Origin of the sequence: Promicromonospora sp. NPDC050249 (assembly GCF_040656015.1) — a bacterium.
Classification (GTDB): Bacteria; Actinomycetota; Actinomycetes; order Actinomycetales; family Cellulomonadaceae; genus Promicromonospora.
On the sequence record NZ_JBFAKY010000001.1, the window covers coordinates 183,092 to 199,712 of the forward strand.

Here is a 16,621-nt window from a genome sequence, read left to right on the forward strand (position 1 = left end):
CATGCGCAACGCACTGAAGACCTGGATCCTGACGCACCGCGTCCTGAGCGTCCTGATCGTCGTGCTCACCTTGGTGCTCGTTGCCGTCGGGCTGCGGCTCCTGGCACCGAGCACTACCGACGACGAACACGCCACCGCGTCGCCGGCGGCTCCGTCCGCCCCGCCGGACAAGATCGAGACTCCAGCTGGCACCGCCCCCAACCCCACAACGAACGGGGGCGGCCCGATCGCCCAGGCGACCGACCCGGACGCGTTCGCGCGATCGGTGGCCGAGGCCCTGTTTGCCTGGGACACCACGAGCTCCAACCTGCCCGAACTGACCGAGCAGCTCCTCACGGTCGCGGACCCGACCGGTGAGGAAACGCCCGGTCTGCTGGTCGACCTGCGGACCTACCTGCCCAGCCCGAAGGCCTGGACGCATCTGGCGCAGTACCAGACACGACAGTGGCTCGAGGTCACCGACGTCGTCGAACCGGCCGCGTGGCGTGAGGCCCTCGCCCAGGCACCCGACGGCGCGGTCGTCGAGGGGACGACGGCGCGCACCGTGACGGGGGTGCGTCACCGGGCCGGGACCTGGGACGGCGAACCCGTCGCGGCGAGGTCGCAGGTGCAGTTCACGATCTTCATGGTCTGCGGCCCGGCCTACGAGCAGTGCCACCTACTGCGCCTGTCCACCTCCGACGCCGCCCTGCTCTGAGGGACACCCATGATGCGCGTTCTCGCCGTCGTCGCCGTGGTGCTGTTCCTGTTCGGGCCGCCCACCGCGCTGACCGCCTACGCCCTCCTCGCCCCCGAGCCCAGCACCGGGTGCGGGGCCGGGGGCACGACTGTGGGCACCGTCGGTTCGCTGCCCGCAGACCTGACCGCGTCCACGACCGGCGGTGACGTCGTGCGGCTGGACCGGGTCCAGCTGGGCCACGCCGCGACGATCATCACCACCGGCTCCAGGACGGCAGGGGTCGGTCGGGACGGGATCCTGATCGCGCTCATGGCGGCCTTGACCGAGTCGCACCTGCGGATGCTGGCCAACCCCGGCGCCTACCCCGACTCGACCAACTATCCGCACGACGGGACCGGTCAGGACCACGACAGCCTCGGGCTGTTCCAGATGCGGCCGGCCGCCGGGTGGGGGACCGTCGCCCAGCTCATGGACCCGGGCTATCAGGCTGCGGCTTTCTACGGCGGGCCCACCGGGCCGAACCGCGGATCGCCGCGTGGTCTGCTGGACATCCCCGACTGGCAGCAGCTGCCGAAAGGAGCCGCCGCGCAGGCGGTGGAGGTCTCGGCGTTTCCTGACCGGTACGCGCAGTACGAGCCGGTCGCGCGCGCCATCCTCGACAAGCTCACCGGATCCGCCAGGCAGGGAGTACCCGTCCAGGCAAGCGGTCCGGCTGTGTCATCACGGGTGGTGTTCCCGCTGCCGGCCGACACCTGGACCCGCACCTCAGGCTTCGGCATGCGTGACCTCGGCGATACCGGGCACTACAAGCTGCACGCCGGGGTGGACTACGCCGCACCGGCTGGCACACCGGTCCTCGCGCTGGCCGACGGCGTGGTCGCTTCCGTCGAGACCAGCCCGACCGGCGGCAACATGATCGTCCTCGACCACACCATCGCCAGCGCCGCCGGGACCCAGCGTGTGGGCTCGGCCTACCTGCACCTGAGCGACGGCTCCACCACCGTGGCCGACGGCGACAGCGTCACGGCGGGCACCCAGATCGCTCAGGTCGGATCGACAGGACGCTCGACCGGCCCGCACCTCCACCTGGAAATCCGGCCCGGCGGACCCTCCTCCGCCGCGATCAACCCCGAACCATGGCTGGCGGCGCACTCGCCCGCAGCCCTGGACGGCTCGGCCGTCCTGCCCGCCACGGGGTCGTGCTCGACGGGGGCGACGTCATGACGGGCTCACCAGTTTCGCTGGCACTTGCCGCCGGCCTGGTCGCGGGGGTCGGCCCGGACTTTGGTGCGGTGACCGGTAGCCGCCTCTACCCGATCATCGGCGCGGTGCTGACCATCGCACTGGTGATCGCGGTGGCGATGCTCGCCGTCTGTGCGTTCGTCTGGGCCACGGCATCAGCGTCCGGGAACTGGCAGGCGACCAGCAAGGCCCGCACCGGCGTGCTCATCTCCGTCGCCGGCGCCGTACTCACCGGCGGCGCGCTGGCCTGGACGAACTGGCTCATCGACCTCGGCCACACCCTCTAGCAACGGCCAGCTGCCGGGGACGCCTGGCAGCAGGACGACCTGGCGACCCCAGCACGGTGTGGGCGGTGCACCTGTCCAGCGCAGACATCACCGCGCTGAGGGAGAACCGCCATGCTGCACTTCCAGACCGCCGCCCACGCCGCCTCCGCGGCAGTCACCCACGCCGTCGAGCACGCCGCACTGACCGCAGCCAGGATCGAGACCCGGGTACCCGGGAACATCGACATCCGGCCGAACACGGACGGCTTGCCGGGAATCCCCCAGCTGCGGGAAATCGTCGGGGCGATCATGAGCATCGGCCTGATCCTGGCCGTGGTCGCCCTGATCATCGCCGCGATCGTGTGGGCCTTCGGCGCCAACAGCTCCAACCCGCACCTGGCCGGGCGGGGCAAGACCGGGATCCTGGTCGCCGCAGCGGCCGGCGTCGTCTGTGGAGCCGCGGTCGCACTGGTCAACTTCGGCTGGGACCTCGGGCAGCAGATCTGATGGACATCTGCTCCCTCCCCGTCGTCGCGCAGGTCTGCGCCGGCTCCGCCAACACGGTGGCCTCACCGATCCAGGCGCTGGCGGACATGGTCGGTGACCTGGCCGCCTGGGTCCTGGAAGGCGTGTGGGCCCTCATGGTCACCACGACCATGACCGACGTGACCAGCACGCCCTTTCGGCGGGTCTACGCCCTCGTGTTCGGCATCGCGATCCTGGTCATGCTGTTGTTCTTCCTGCTGCAGGTCATCACCGGGATGGTCCGCCGCGACCCCGGCGCCCTCGGGCGCGGCGTCCTAGGACTGGGTAAGTCGATCCTAGGCAGCTTCCTAGGGGTCACGCTGACGGCGGCGCTGTTGGAGATCACCGACCAGCTCTGCCACGGGCTGGTCCGCGCTGCCGGGACCACCATGGAGCAGGTCGGTGAACGGCTGATCCTCATGGTCACCGGCATCTCCATCTCCACCATGGTCGTCGGTGTCGGCCCGCTGCTGACACTGTTCCTGGCCGGGCTGGCGTTCACCGGGGCGTTCACTGTCTGGATCAGTCTGCTGGTGCGCTCCGCCCTCATCCTTGTCGCGATCGCGCTTGCCCCGCTCGCGCTGGCCGGAGCGTCGTGGGACGCGACCCGCGGGTGGGTGACCAAGTGGGCCACCTTCACCGTCGCGCTCATCGTGTCCAAGCTTGTGCTGGTCGTGATCTTCCTGATCGCGACCGAGCAGATGTCCGCCCCCATCGAAGCCGACATCGCCTCAGTCGCAGAACCCCTCACCGGAATAGTGCTCCTCGTGATCGGCGCCTTTGCGCCGTACCTGACCTACAAGTTCCTCAACTTCCTGGGCTTCGACCTTTACCAGACAATGACCACCGAGACCGACGCCAAGGAAGCACTCAACCGTCCCGTCCCCTACCTGCCCGGTGGATGGCCCAGACCTACCCCCGCCAAGGTCCTGGGCTCCGACGGGACGACCGACGGCGGTGATGACGGCGCCGCCGCCGGTGGGGGCGGGAGTGCTTCCAGCACCACCACCGCCTCGAGCGGCACCAGTGTGGGCGGCAGCACGGGAGCAACCAGCGTTGGCTCTGCGGCCGGAACCGGCGCTGGTTCCAGTGCCGGCGCAGGTGCCGGTGCGAGTACCAGTGCGGGTGCTGCGGCGGCCGGGCCTGCGGCTCCTGTGGTCGCCGGTGCAGCTCTGGCGAAGGCCGCCTTCGACGCCGGCCCGGCCGCAGGCCGAGCCCTGGGCGGCCAGGCTGCCCAGACCGGCGACGGCGCGACCACGCCCACCGCCGACCAGCCCACGCCATCCGGTACCCCGTCCGGCGCACGGGGGACACCCACGGCTAGCGCCGATGCGCAGCCGCCGTCGGCATCGCCTCGGGAGCGGCCCGGGATCCTGTTCCAGGACGGGGAGTAGACCATGGTCGACCACGCCTCCACCGGGCAGTTGCGTGCGGTGAAGTTCTCCCGCCTGTCCAAGCGGGCCCTGCTGCTGGGCCTGACCGCGACCCAGCTGGCCACCATCGGCATCGGTGGACTGCCTCTGGTAGTCGCGCTCTACACCGGCACCGGAGCCCTCTACGCGATCGTGCTGCTCGCCGTGGCCGTAGCAGCCGCACTCGTGCCTGTGGGCGGGCGGCAGACGGTCACCTGGGTCCCGATCGCGGGCTCCTGGGCCTGGCGCACCATCACCGGCCAACTGCACTACCGCGCCCGGATCACCGGCGGGTCGGCGCGGCCTCGGCCGGCCGGGACCCTGGCCCTGCCCGGGGACGCTGCCTCGTTGCGGCAGTACACCGACCCGGTCACCGGTGCCGTGCTCGTGCACGACCCCCACGCCCCGACCCTCACCGCGATCCTGCCCGTCACCCACCCGGCGTTCGTGCTGCTCGACCCGGGCGAGCAGCAGCGCCGGGTCACCGCGTGGGGCCGGGTCCTCGCCACGGTCTCCCGGTCCGGACACATCGCCGCGCTCCAGGTGGTCGAGCGCACGCTGCCTGGCTCGGGCGCCTCCCTGGCCGACTGGTGGCGGACCCACGGAATCGACGACGGGTCCTTCGCCAGCAGGACGTACGCCGACCTGATCGATCGAGCCGGCCCCACCGGGGAGCAGCACGCGACCACCATTGCTCTGTCTCTGGACATGAACGCCGCCGCCCGAACCATCCGGGCCGCTGGTGGCGGGCTGCGAGGAGCCGCTGCTGTGCTGCGGCAGGAGGTCGAGACCCTGACCATCGCAGTGCGCGCCGCAGATCTGACCCCCGGTACCCCTTACGATGCCGGGCAGCTCGCCATCCATCTACGCACCGCCTACGACCCCGCCATCGGACCCGCCCTGGAACGCCACCCCACCCTCGGGCGGGAGCTGGCCGCCGCGGGACCCATCGCTGTGACCGAGACCTGGGGCAACCTGCGCGCCGACGGCGCCCATCACTGTGTGCTGTGGATCTCGCAGTGGCCCCAGGCTCAGTCCTACCCCGGGTTCCTCGCACCACTGCTGCTGTCCTCCGGCGTCCAGCGGACCATCTCCCTGACGTACCGGCCCGTGCGGACCGACGTCGCCATGCGGGAACTGCGCCGTCGCCGCACCGGGCACCTGTCCGACGCGACCCAGCGCGCCCGGATAGGACAGACCACCGACGCCACCGACCAGGCCGAACTGTCCGATGTCCTGCAGCAGGAGGCCGACCTCGCCGCCGGGCACAGCCTCCTGACCGCCACGGGGCTGATCACTATCACCGCCACCGACGTCGAACGGCTCGAGCACGACGTCGCCGCCGTCGAGCAGGCCGCCATCCAAGCCGGGGTCGAGACCCGACGACTGTGGGGACAGCAGGCGCAGGCTCTCGCGCGTTCGATCCTGCCCGGCTGAGTGCGGTGCGAGCCGTGCGCGGTGGTGCTCGCGCACCTGTGGTCCATGAACACACGCACACCTCAACTCAACACGGGACGGGTCATCACTCAGGTCGGCCCGCTCGCTACGACACCTCAGCGACGAGCCGGGCGAGAACGGCGACGTCCTGCACCGGTACAGCTACCTCGTAATCAACCAAGAACAGGCCGGACAGCGATATCAGGCGGCCGACCTGCACAACCAGGGCGCCGTCGATACCGACGCGGCCATGTGCTACCTGCTCGGACACCTGTGGGCGATCGGCCACACCATCCTTAACTCCGAGCCCGACGGCTCGATGGACTTTCTGCCCCAGTGGCTGCAGCAAATGACCTCCGACTACCTCGACGAGCTGATGGAGGGCATGGAGCTGCACGAGGAGGTACTGGTCGGGCCGACCGACAAGACGTTCGACTTCGACGACCCCGAACCCTGACCCCGTTCCCGAACACCACATCCGCCACGAACCGGCTTGCGCCCGAGAAGGAGCCACCATGACCACCAAGCCCTCGCCCTGGGCCGTCGATGCGGACCCCGTCGAGACCGCTGTGGCTGTCGCGAAGACGATGCGCCGCCTGGCCAGTGAGACCAGAAACCTGACCAGCCTGGACGCCCAGGCGCCCCAGATCACCGACGAGCTCCTGAGCGCGCTGCGGGAGATGGCCACTGTCACCACACACCTGGCCCGCCTCGGCTTCGACCACCCCACACTGCCAGCACCGGCCGGCGACCTGGGTGCCTTTCCTCGCAGTTCGCCCGCTGTCCGGGCGGCCGACAAGTTCACCGATGCCACCAACCTGATCTACCTCGCCTGCCAGCCCTTGGCGGGAGCAAAGAACGAGACCACTCGCCTGACCGGCACCGCTGAGACCGACCGCAAGCCGCCCAGCCCCGGTCCGCGCCCGGATCACTCCCGGCGCGAGGAGCCCACGCACCAACCCTCGCTGTAACCACCACCACGAACCTGCCCGCTGCCCGCATGCTGCGACGCAGGCAGTACGACAGCGCAAAGTCCCACGGGACGACAGGACCGGCCGTGCGGACCATCCCGGGACCGCGCGGCCGGTGGCATGCCCAGCCCGTGACAGCACCACACGGCCGGCGATCTCCGTGCCTGTCGAGCACACCTATCTGGCATGAACAACGACGCCCCCTCCCCCAGCACCCGGAAGCTGGTCACGCGCCAGGCTGGTTCCCTCAGCCTGGCGCTGTGGCACGACGGCACCAGCCCGGACGAGCACGGCGGCTACCGGCAGCGGTACGCCTACCGCATCGCCGACGCCACGGCCCCTGGCTTGGTGCCGCATGACGGACGGGACATCCACTCCGGTGTCGGCGCCGACGTCGACACCCTCACCGGGATGGGGACGCTGGTGACGTTCCTGTCCGCGGCAGCCGACGCGTACCGGTACCAGATGAGCCACCCGCTCAGTGCCCCGGAGAATCTGGACCTGTTCCCCGCCTGGGTCACCGAGGCCGCGTACCTCAACTCCGACGAGCTGACCATGCTCGCCCTCGACCTCGAGCACCCGGACAAACCCGGCGCGGTCGAGCCCACCACGGTCGAAGCGCCACCGATGGTCCCTCCTGATCCGACGGCCGCCAACGAGGGGCCGGCGTGGCCTCCCGGGCGGTTCTACACGGTGGTCTTCGTCCAGGACGAGGAAGGGCACGCCGTCGTCGACCTCCTGCAGGAGCAGGGCACCCAGGCCGCGATCGATCACCTGGCGCAGTGGGACTTCGGGTCCGAGACCCTCGAGGCAGCCCTGTTCAACAAGTACTACCACGCGCAGGTACCGCACTACACGGGCACGCACGAAGCCACCGACGGTCCTTACATCCTGACGTATCAACCGGGTCTGGGGACTGTGCACCTGCTGCGCGAGTTCCCCACGGAGGCTCCGGGCGGTTGGCCGGGGCGATACACCGGCCTCACCGGCTCCACGCCAGTCAGCCGACCCGTGGCTCCCAGGCAGCCGCCGCACGCGTCGGGGTCGACCAGACCGCTCCCGCCTCGCCCGACCGGACACGATCCCGACCACGGCCAGTCCTTGTGACGGCGCCAGCCGCTGACGGTGACGCCCGCGCACCTGCTCGGTGTTCCGTTCACCGAGGCTCAGGGAGTCCGTCATGGATACCACCAACCCGCAGCACGACGCCGAGGACGCTGCCGAGGCACTGCGCCGGCTGGCCCACTCGACGCAGAAGCTCGACGACCCCGCGGACACGTACTGGGTGATCACCGACCTGGCCGCCGTGGTCCGCCGCCTGGAACAGGTCACCACCCAGGTCCAGGCCGCCCACCGGGACAACGTGGCCCTGGCCCACGACGACCAGGGCAAAGCCTCCACCGGGCAGGTCCACGCCCTGACCGCGATCGAGCACCTGCGCAAGGCCGTCGAACTGTTCGGCCGGGCCTACGTCAGTCTCGACCTGGCCATGGGCCACTCCGGCGCCATCGCCTGGTACCCGGCCACCAACACCACCGCTGCCGCTGCGGGTGGGAGCCGACCCCGCGCCCAGGCGCGGCACGCCCGCCACGAGGCCGACTCCGATATTCGCCCCCGTGCCCGGTCGGCGGGCCGTGCCGCAAGGCGGTCGCGATGACTACCCCGACTCCCGCCCAGGGCCCTAGACAGACTTCCAACCCCGGCATTGCCCCGCCGGGGGAACCCGAGCGGGTCCACACCGCGACCTTGACCACCGGTCATGAACCGAGGTCGGTGCGCCGGGGCCGCCAACGGGCCGCTGCCGCTGTGCTGGCCCGGGCTCGTCAGGACCGGATGCAGGCCGACAAGCTACGTCTGCATACGGAACGGGCTGAGACCCGCGACCTGCAGTTCCTGCCCCGCTCCGGAGACCACGGCCCAGCGACGCTGCGTACCCCCGTCCGGTTCCGGGTCCCGCAGCATCAGGACACGTCCGCGACCTGGGCCGGCGCCTACCCGTTCCTCGCCGAAGGCGGGCTCGGCGCGGACGGGGTGTTCGTCGGCCGCGATCTGCACTCCGGGTCCTCGTTCGTGTACGACCCGTGGGTGCTGTACCGGCGTGGTCTGGTCACCGCGCCGAACATGGTCGTGGCTGGGATCGTTGGCGCCGGCAAGTCTGCTCTGGCCAAAGCGTTGTACCTGCGCTCCCTCGCGTTCGGGCGCCGCGTCTACATCCCGTGCGACCCCAAGGGCGAGCACACCGCAGTCGCCCACGCCGTCGGCGGCCGGGCCATCGCCCTCGGGCCGGGGATGGCCGCGCGGCTGAACCCGCTCGACGAAGGCCACCGCCCTGCCGGGACCGACGACGCGGCCTGGGCGGAGCAGGTCGCCGCCAGGCGGCGGACGCTGGTCGGTGCGTTGACCGAGACGATGCTCAGCCGGCCGCTGCACCCGGTCGAGCACACCGCGATCGACATCGCCCTGGACGCCACCGTCCGCACCAGCGAGGTCCCCGTCCTCCCCCGGGTCGTCGACCACCTCATGGCCCCGGACCGTACCGATGACACGGACGGACGCCTGACCGAGGACGGCCGGCACGTCGCCCACGCACTACGCCGGCTCGTGCGCGGCGACCTCGCCGGCCTGTTCGACGGACCCTCCACCATCCAGTTCGACCCATCGCTGCCCATGCTGTCCCTCGACCTGTCCCGAGTCGCAGAGAACAACTCAGCCCTGAGCGTCCTGATGACCTGCGCCTCGGCCTGGATGGAAGGGGGCCTGGCCGACCCTGACGGCGGCCAGCGGTGGGTCGTCTACGACGAAGCGTGGAGACTCATGAGCCAGCCCGCGCTGCTGCGCCGCATGGACGCGCACTGGCGCCTGGCCCGGCACTACGGCATCGCGAACATGTTGGTGATCCACCGGCTGTCCGACCTGGACAACGTCGGCGACACCGGCAGCGCACAACGCTCCCTGGCCGCCGCTCTGCTGGCCAACGCCGAGACCCGGGTCATCTACCGGCAGGAGACCGACCAGCTCGGCACCACAGCCCAAGCCCTGAACCTGACCCGTACGGAGGCCACGCTTCTGCCCACCCTCGGCCTGGGCCAAGGCCTGTGGCGCATCCGCAACAGGTCCTTCCTGGTCCAGGCTCAGCTCCACCCCAACGAAGCCCAACTCTTCGAAACTGGCATGAAGGCATCCGGATCTCGCTAGACGGATCACATCAGCCTGCACGCGGGACACCTTGTCCTGTAGCTCGGCACTACACAAGCCGCTTGCCGGCACGGGACGGCAGCAGGCTGCGCGGAGGGTGCCGCCTCGTGCGCGCCGCCGGTATGACAAGGCGATTTCAGGCTTCACAGGATCGCGCCGATTCCATTTCCGTACTACACACCCACTACTCGCACTATCTGTTCCACCACCATGCTTGCCACCATCACTGACACGTGTCACGCGACTAACCCACCGCTATGTAGCCAGTCTGCTGACAATCTGTAAACACACAGCCCTTTCTAGGACATAAAATATATCCTGACCTGCGGCGATGCTCCGAACGTTCGGAACTTACGGAGTCCGGAAATGTTATCGCTACGCACGCCCTCTTGGCGTTGACATGTCGATACTGGTGCGCTTATGTTCTCCGCCATGACGCCCCTGCCCAAGAAGAAGTGTCGGACCTGTCTTCGCATTCGTCCGGTTGCAGAATTCGCTACGTCGCCACGATCTCGCGATCGTCTGCGAGGCAGTTGCATGGCCTGTGTCGAGGCTCTGCGCGCCGCTCGCACTGGCCAGCTCGTCGGGCAAGGCGGGCCCTTCGGGTACCTCGATACTGTCCTGTCCGACCACGGCTACGAGTGGTGGGACCTCCGTCCCCGCGGTGGCCTGGTGCGGGTCCAGGTGCTGCACGGCCCTGACGGTCGGCCGGTGGACGTGTCCGTGGCGCTGGCCAGGATCGAGGCAGCTACGGGCGCCCCGGCCCGATGCTGGCGGCCCGCGGCTCGCCGGCATGTATGCCGCACGTCCTGCTGCACGCGGCGCCATCGTCCCTGACTGGCTCCTCTGGGCGTCATTGCTGAGGTCCTGACGGTGTGGGTGCACCTGGTTGGCACCAGTGGCACGCACACCCAGGGGGCACAGCATGGACGAGCAGGATCCGCACCGCACGGGACAGGACCTGACGCCGGTAACGAGGGGAGCCCTGTCCGAGATCGCGGACATGGCCGCCGACGAGCGCACCGCGCGGATCGTCCTGGCCTTGGGCTGCGAGCCCGGTGACGAGCTCGCACCCCAGCTCGCCGCCGCGCACGGCGCCGTCCACCTCGTACGGCAGATCGCCGACGGCGCACTACAGGAAGAGACCCCACGCCTGGCCCGCTGGCGCCAAGACGTCACCGCTCGCCTGGACCTCACCGAGGTCAGCCGGGTCTTGATGCAGACCCAGGAGCGCGGGCTGGGCACCCTGTTCCCCGGTGATCCCGGCTGGCCAGCCCTGGCCGGGTCCCCGGCGACCCACCCGCTGGTGCTGTGGACCCGCGGTGACGCCTCGCACCTGACCAGCAGCGCACCGCGGGTCGCGGTGCTCGGTGCACGCTTCCCCACCGATTACGGCCGGGACGTCGCCCGAACCTTGGCGATCGACCTGGCCGACCGCGGAGTGACGATCCTCGGGTCCAGCTGGCCAGGCGTCGACGCCACAGCCCTCCTCGGCGCAGCGGTAGCGGGCGGGCCTGCGATCACGGTGCTGCCCGCCGGGCTGGGCCGCCGCCCCTACCCCGGCGACGATGCCGCCCTGTTCCGGACAACCGTGTCCAACGGTGGAGTCCTGGTCAGCGCTTGCCCACCCGGTCGGCCCACGAGCCGGGCCCGCGCCCAGGCCCGCGACCGGCTCCTGGCGTCCCTGGCCGACGCCGTCGTGGTCACCGAGGGCGCCTACCGCTGCCCCGCGATCAGGATCGCCCAGCACGCCGTGCGCCTGGGCGTGCCCGTCGGGACGGTCCCCGGACCGATCACCAGCGGCACGAGCACCGGCACCAACGACCTGCTGCAACGCCGCGTGGCGCGCATCATCACCCACCCCACCGACGCGATGAACCTGATCGCCGCACCCCGACCAGCGCCAACGGCCGGCCGCACCCCCGGGTATGACTCCTCGGTGTCACGACCGGGGAGGGACGTTCCGCCGACCCCACCGGCCCTGATCCCGCTCTGACGCCAGAGCATCCCCGTAGCCCTCGCTGAACTGTCGATGTGGAGTCTGCGATGACCGACGACGTGAAATCTCCCCAGGCGTGGGACCTGCCCGTGGTGCGGGCGCTAGACGCGATCGAGCTCTTGCCGGGGCTGGATCCCGCCCACGTCGAGTTCGACCAGTTCCGGTTCCACGGTGAAGGCTGGAATCGCCCCATGTATTCGGCCGTGATCCACGCCTACCAGCCGGTCACGAGCGCACGGTTCACCGTGAAGTTCGCGGTCCGGGGCACCACCTACTCGGTACGGGACCATGACCTGCAGCCGTTGACCGCCAGCGGCGTCGCCGACCTGCTGCACCTGCCGCTGGCCAGCGCTGACCGGGCTGTCACTCTGCTCAAGCGAGCATTGACCGAATCCCTCCGGGTCTACAACGAGGCCCACGCCCCGGCGCTCCACCGCGAACGACCCGCCACCACGACACGGGCCAAGGAGCCGTGGCCGTTCGCCCCTCGACCGGGACCCGACGAATCATCGGGCGTCGCCCTCTGACCTTTACCCGCGGCCGGCTCGCCGGGGAGAACCGACCGGACAGGGCGCGCTCGCCGCAGTTCGGCGCGCCTGCGCCTCAGGTCACCAGGGTGAGTTCTCTGAGCCAGGTTCGGGTGTCTGCCGGGTGGTGCTCCCGGGGATCCGGCTGTGGTCGGCGTGCCAACGCCCGATCAGGTACCCGCCGAAGAACGCCAGCAGGATCGCGCCCGCCATCAGCAGAGCCAGCAGCTGCGAAGTCACGAGAGCCTCCTGCCCGAGCTCGCCTCACTTGTTTCCTCGCGGCGGGTGAGGCGCGCAGCCCGCTCGTGGTCTGCGGTGCGTCGAGACGGCGCCAGAGCGTTGTGTTCCATCACTTCATCCTGCCTGCCGACCGCGCACGGCACGACCCGGGACGCGGCCAGTTCCGGGCGGCCCAGGACCTGCTTGGGGCGCCGAGGCGCCAGTCCCGCCGCTCCTAGCTGAACGCGAAGGCTGCCCGTGACGTCCGCCGCGCGGACAGCTCTTGGCCGGTACCGGCGCTGGCGGTCGGACGCGACGTCGCTGGCGCACCTGCCTCCCACACGACCTGTGGGAGGACCGGATGCACAAGGACACCCGCTCGCTCGAGCCGAAGATCGCCGATCGCGACGCCACGACGGGGCCACGGCGCACGCCACTACGCCCCGCGCGCTCGGCGCCGGCCCGGCCTGCGCCGAGCGCGCCCTTCACGGCAGGACCGGCGCTGTGAATCGCCAGCAGGTGCCGGTGACGCTCCCCCGAGCACGCTTCGACATCGACCCCGACGGTCGCCTGGCCGTCACAGTCGACGGCCAGCCCTGGCAGCCCCCGACCGGGGACACCACGTCGACAAGACCGGGTGTGCCGCTGGGGCGCAGCGATGTCCCGTGGGCCCAGCAGCAGATCACCAACGATCTGGGCACGCCCGTCCTGGTCGAGATCGTCGACGGCGGCCAGCCCTACAACGACATCGTCGACCCGAACACCTACCAGCCCGCAGAACTGGATGGTCGTGCGGCCTCTGCCGAGGCAGAGGTGAGCCGGTACGCACCAGGTGAGCCGGTCGCGATCACCGTCGTCGTCGGCCGCACCCACGCCGACGAACAAGGACACGTGCACTACCGGCAGCCCACCGCGCTCGCCAACAGAACGGTCCTGGTCCACGGCGAGATCTCCGGGACCACACTCCCACTGGACCAGGCGCAGCTCCCCCAGCTGTCCACCAATGCCGTCGAGACGCCCTCGCGCCCATCTCCACGAGCACGCAACTACGACATGGGCCGGTCCCGTTCAGGTCATCTCCCCCAGCCCACCGGGCCCATGCCTGCGCCGCAGGCAACGCCGGACGACGGTCTGGCGGCGTTGTGAAGACGCCATCGTCCGCGCCCGGGCGCGCGATGGGTGACGAGCTCACCGACCTCGGCCTGATCGGGCTAGGCGTGCTGCTCGGCCTGGCCACAGTGCTGCGCGCGGCCGGCAGTCTCGCGGCGTGGGCCACCGGCGCCGACGCACCGACCGGAAATGCGCTGACAGGGCTGGGCGTCCTGCTCAGACCCGCCGACCCCGCCTGCGTGCTCAGAGCAGACGGCCTGCATCCGGCCGCGTACTGGACCGCGGTCGCCCTACTCCTCGGCCTCCTGGGTGTCGTGGTCTGGCAAGCCACCCAGGCAGTCCTGGCGACGAACCACCGGCAGATCCGCAGCCCGCACCACACCCCGGGCACGGCGACACGTCGCGACGTCACCCACACCGCCTCCGAGCGGGTCCTGCTCAAACGGTCACGGACCCTACGCCCGTCACTGCGCAAACCCACTGCACCGGAGGTCGGGTACCAACTCGGGGCCGCGCACGGGCAAGGCGTGTGGGCATCAGTCGAAGACTCGATCCTGGTGCTCGGCCCACCGCGGTCGGGCAAAGGACTGCACATGGTGGTCAACGCCATCCTCGACGCCCCCGGGGCCGTCGTCACGACCTCGACACGGCCCGACGCCCTGACCGTCACCCTCAAGGCACGCGAACGGGTCGGACCGGTGGCGGTGTTCGACCCGCAGCACCTGGCCAAAGGACTGCCAGCCGGACTTCGATGGTCAATCGTGCGCGGCTGCGAAGACCCCCTGACCGCGATGATTCGCGCCACCGGCCTCGCGTCGGCCACTGGGCTCGGTGGCGGCAGTACGGAGAACGGCGGGTTCTGGGAGGGCATGACCCGCTCCGCCCTGCAGGCCATGCTGCACGCCGCAGCCCTGGACGGAAGGTCGGCGCGGGATCTGTTCGCGTGGTCCAACTCGCCTTCTGCTGCCGAGGACGCCGCGGCGATCCTCGCCTCTCACCCGGGCGCGGCTACGGGGTGGGGGCAGTCGCTGGAGGCGATCATCCAAGCGGACCCCCGTACCCGGGACAGCGCCTGGATGGGCGTCAAGCAGGCGCTGGCCTGCCTGGCCGACCCCCGCGTCCTGGACTCCGTGTCTCCCGGCCCGGACGAGTCGTTCGACCCCGAGGCCTTCCTGCGCAACAACGGGACCCTGTACCTGCTCGCCACCGGGGCCGGATCGGTCACCAGCGGCCCGTTGGTTGCGGCGTTCATTGAGGACCTAGTCGAGACCGCCCGACACCTCGCCGCCGCCTCGCCTGGTGCACGCCTGGACCCGCCCTTGTTGCTGGCGCTGGACGAGATCGGCAACCTCGCACCCCTGCCGTCACTACCCACGCTGATGGCCGAAGGCGGCGGCACCGGGCTGACCACGATGCCGGTCCTGCAGTCGCTGTCCCAGGCGCGGGACAAGTGGGGTGAGAACGCAGCCAACGCGATCTGGGACGCCTCGATCGTCAAGGTCATCCTCGGCGGCTCCTCGTCCTCCAAGGACCTAGCGGACTTCTCGAGCCTGATCGGAGAACGCGACGAGTTCACCGACACCCACATCCGCGGCGAACGCGGTGCCCGCACCCTGCAACGCGCCGTCCGCAGGGTCGCGATCATGCCGGCGCAGGCGATCCGCATGTTGCCGTTCGGGATCAGCCTGGTCCTGCTGCGCGCGGCGCCACCGATCATCACCGACCTGCGCACCTGGACCGCTAGGCCCGACGCCGACCAGCTCACGACGGACCGCACCCAAGTCGAGACGTTGCTGCAGACGGCAGCTCGCCGCACCCGTCCGACCCCACCGACTGCTTCCTGACCGACAGCAGGGTGCCGACCGTTCCGCATGAGTACGTCGAGTGGTGCGGGTCGCACACCTGAACAACGACCGAAGTGCGGGCCGCACACCCGGCCAGGGCCTGGACCAGTCATCGCACGCGGCGCGCGGGCCCGGTTGAAGCGGGGCTACGGCGCAAGAGCTCAGGGAGGGTGTCATGGACCGGTACGAGGAGCGTCTGATCGAGGCCGACCGGCTCGCGATGACCGCGCACGTCCGGGCGGACGCGACCAGCGGGCACCACTTCCTCGCCCGGCAGATCTGGCACACCGCCCTGGCCCTGGGCGTGCCGCCCGGCTCGGATGTCCTGGTGACCGGGTCCGGCTCGGCCCAGCTGATCGGCACCACCCCGGTCATGCACCCGACGGCGAGCATGTGGGAAGGATCAGTCCCGTGGCAGGCTCAGATCCCGCCAAGGTGGCCTTACCCCGCCTACACCGTCAACCCGCAACCGGCCGATGCCGGGGTCCGTGGCCCGTTCACCGCCCAGGTGATCTCCCAGGTCGGGCTGGACGTGCACGTCCGTAGCCTGGTGGCCTGGTCCTACCAGCAGCGCCGGTTCCACGAAGACCTCGCGATCGCACTGGAGAGGTCTGCGCCGGGCGGGCTCGTGTTCGCACTGGCCAATCACTCCATCTTGGACGGTGCCGGACTGGGTGGCTCCGCGCATTCCCCTTGGGAACAGACCGGACAGGTCGCGGACTTCCTCGGCGCCGCCCGCCTGCCGACCCACGCGCTGCGAACCGAGGACCAGTGCGACGCACCGGCCGACCTGCTGATCTTCCGCCGCCGCTCCCCCGGACCCGACGGACCAGGTAGCGCACTCGTGGTGCCTCGGTCGCAGTGGATGCCGGGCGCCGGGATCCCCGTCACCACCTACTACCGCTCGCATCGTGAGCGTGTCCTGGGCCTGCCGATGACCCAGACCGACCAGTGGGACCAAGAACGGCTCACCGTCGTCGACACCAAGCGCACCTGGCAGCACCGACTGCCACGCGTGCTCGACCAGATCGCCCGCACCCACAGGCCGGCCGCGGATCCGGGGACAGCCCCGGGCCTCGACGTCCTGCCCACGCCCCGCCCGACGCCGGGCACGAGACCGCGGGCCAGTGCCGAGACCAACCGCCCATCACAGGCGGAGCCCGTACCGCCCCTATGACCCAGCCCCCAGAACCGT

17 protein-coding genes are annotated in these 16,621 nt (G+C 70.5%); 15 read left to right on the plus strand and 2 right to left on the minus strand.

Translation table 11 applies throughout. The features are described 5' to 3' along the window. Window position 1: 1 nt before the first annotated feature. The 6 genes from AB0I32_RS00795 (at window position 2) to AB0I32_RS00820 (ending at window position 5,561) form a co-directional block, all read left to right on the plus strand. A complete protein-coding gene (locus AB0I32_RS00795) occupies window positions 2-697 on the plus strand; it encodes a hypothetical protein (RefSeq protein ID WP_357501847.1) in 696 nt (231 codons plus the stop codon). A 9-nt stretch (window positions 698-706) separates the two neighbouring features. Continuing rightward, complete coding sequence (locus AB0I32_RS00800) at window positions 707-1,903, plus strand: M23 family metallopeptidase (RefSeq protein ID WP_357501849.1); 1,197 nt, start codon at window positions 707-709, stop codon at window positions 1,901-1,903. Beyond that, window positions 1,900-2,208, plus strand: a complete 309-nt coding sequence (locus tag AB0I32_RS00805; protein WP_357501851.1) for a DUF6112 family protein — start codon at window positions 1,900-1,902, stop codon at window positions 2,206-2,208. The genes AB0I32_RS00800 and AB0I32_RS00805 overlap by 4 nt, the downstream gene beginning before the upstream one ends. 180 nt (window positions 2,209-2,388) lie before the next feature. After that, entirely contained in the window at window positions 2,389-2,694 is a 306-nt protein-coding gene (locus AB0I32_RS00810; protein WP_357502159.1) for a DUF6112 family protein, read from the plus strand. After that, window positions 2,694-4,106, plus strand: coding sequence for a conjugal transfer protein TrbL (locus AB0I32_RS00815; RefSeq protein WP_357501853.1), 1,413 nt, complete (start codon window positions 2,694-2,696; stop codon window positions 4,104-4,106). The genes AB0I32_RS00810 and AB0I32_RS00815 overlap by 1 nt, the downstream gene beginning before the upstream one ends. 3 nt (window positions 4,107-4,109) lie before the next feature. Then, a complete protein-coding gene (locus tag AB0I32_RS00820) occupies window positions 4,110-5,561 on the plus strand; it encodes an SCO6880 family protein (protein WP_357501855.1) in 1,452 nt (483 codons plus the stop codon). Window positions 5,562-5,667: 106 nt separating this feature from the next. On the opposite strand, the gene AB0I32_RS00825 is transcribed toward AB0I32_RS00820, so the two are convergent. Then, window positions 5,668-5,850 carry a hypothetical protein gene (locus AB0I32_RS00825; protein ID WP_357501857.1) on the minus strand — a complete coding sequence of 61 codons (183 nt, stop codon included), beginning with the start codon at window positions 5,848-5,850 and terminating at the stop codon, window positions 5,668-5,670. 226 nt (window positions 5,851-6,076) lie between these two features. Between AB0I32_RS00825 and AB0I32_RS00830 the strand changes: the two genes are divergently transcribed. From AB0I32_RS00830 to AB0I32_RS00855, 6 genes are all read left to right on the plus strand, one after another. Continuing rightward, the gene (locus AB0I32_RS00830) at window positions 6,077-6,532 is read left to right on the plus strand and encodes a hypothetical protein (RefSeq protein WP_357501859.1); all 456 of its coding nucleotides are present in this window, start codon (window positions 6,077-6,079) and stop codon (window positions 6,530-6,532) included. 186 nt (window positions 6,533-6,718) lie between these two features. Next, a complete protein-coding gene (locus AB0I32_RS00835; RefSeq protein WP_357501861.1) occupies window positions 6,719-7,639 on the plus strand; it encodes a hypothetical protein in 921 nt (306 codons plus the stop codon). A 73-nt stretch (window positions 7,640-7,712) separates the two neighbouring features. Next, a complete protein-coding gene (locus tag AB0I32_RS00840) occupies window positions 7,713-8,189 on the plus strand; it encodes a hypothetical protein (protein ID WP_357501863.1) in 477 nt (158 codons plus the stop codon). A 176-nt stretch (window positions 8,190-8,365) separates the two neighbouring features. Then, window positions 8,366-9,727, plus strand: a complete 1,362-nt coding sequence (locus AB0I32_RS00845; RefSeq protein WP_357501865.1) for an ATP-binding protein — start codon at window positions 8,366-8,368, stop codon at window positions 9,725-9,727. 925 nt (window positions 9,728-10,652) lie between these two features. Further along, window positions 10,653-11,723 carry a DNA-processing protein DprA gene (locus tag AB0I32_RS00850; protein WP_357501868.1) on the plus strand — a complete coding sequence of 357 codons (1,071 nt, stop codon included), beginning with the start codon at window positions 10,653-10,655 and terminating at the stop codon, window positions 11,721-11,723. A 50-nt stretch (window positions 11,724-11,773) separates the two neighbouring features. Continuing rightward, on the plus strand, window positions 11,774-12,253 hold the full coding sequence (locus AB0I32_RS00855) for a hypothetical protein (protein ID WP_357501870.1): 480 nt from the start codon (window positions 11,774-11,776) through the stop codon (window positions 12,251-12,253). An 81-nt stretch (window positions 12,254-12,334) separates the two neighbouring features. Here AB0I32_RS00855 and AB0I32_RS00860 read toward each other — a convergent pair whose 3' ends face one another. Continuing rightward, window positions 12,335-12,493, minus strand: coding sequence for a hypothetical protein (locus tag AB0I32_RS00860; RefSeq protein WP_357501872.1), 159 nt, complete (start codon window positions 12,491-12,493; stop codon window positions 12,335-12,337). Window positions 12,494-12,976: 483 nt separating this feature from the next. Here AB0I32_RS00860 and AB0I32_RS00865 point away from each other — a divergent pair, with 483 nt between their 5' ends. The 3 genes from AB0I32_RS00865 to AB0I32_RS00875 all read left to right on the plus strand — a co-directional run bounded on the left by AB0I32_RS00865 (window position 12,977) and on the right by AB0I32_RS00875 (window position 16,603). Next, window positions 12,977-13,618 carry a hypothetical protein gene (locus tag AB0I32_RS00865; RefSeq protein ID WP_357501874.1) on the plus strand — a complete coding sequence of 214 codons (642 nt, stop codon included), beginning with the start codon at window positions 12,977-12,979 and terminating at the stop codon, window positions 13,616-13,618. A gap of 29 nt (window positions 13,619-13,647) precedes the next feature. After that, window positions 13,648-15,426 carry a TraM recognition domain-containing protein gene (locus tag AB0I32_RS00870; protein WP_357502161.1) on the plus strand — a complete coding sequence of 593 codons (1,779 nt, stop codon included), beginning with the start codon at window positions 13,648-13,650 and terminating at the stop codon, window positions 15,424-15,426. 175 nt (window positions 15,427-15,601) lie between these two features. Next, window positions 15,602-16,603 carry a hypothetical protein gene (locus AB0I32_RS00875; RefSeq protein ID WP_357501877.1) on the plus strand — a complete coding sequence of 334 codons (1,002 nt, stop codon included), beginning with the start codon at window positions 15,602-15,604 and terminating at the stop codon, window positions 16,601-16,603. The last annotated feature ends 18 nt before the right edge of the window (window positions 16,604-16,621 follow it).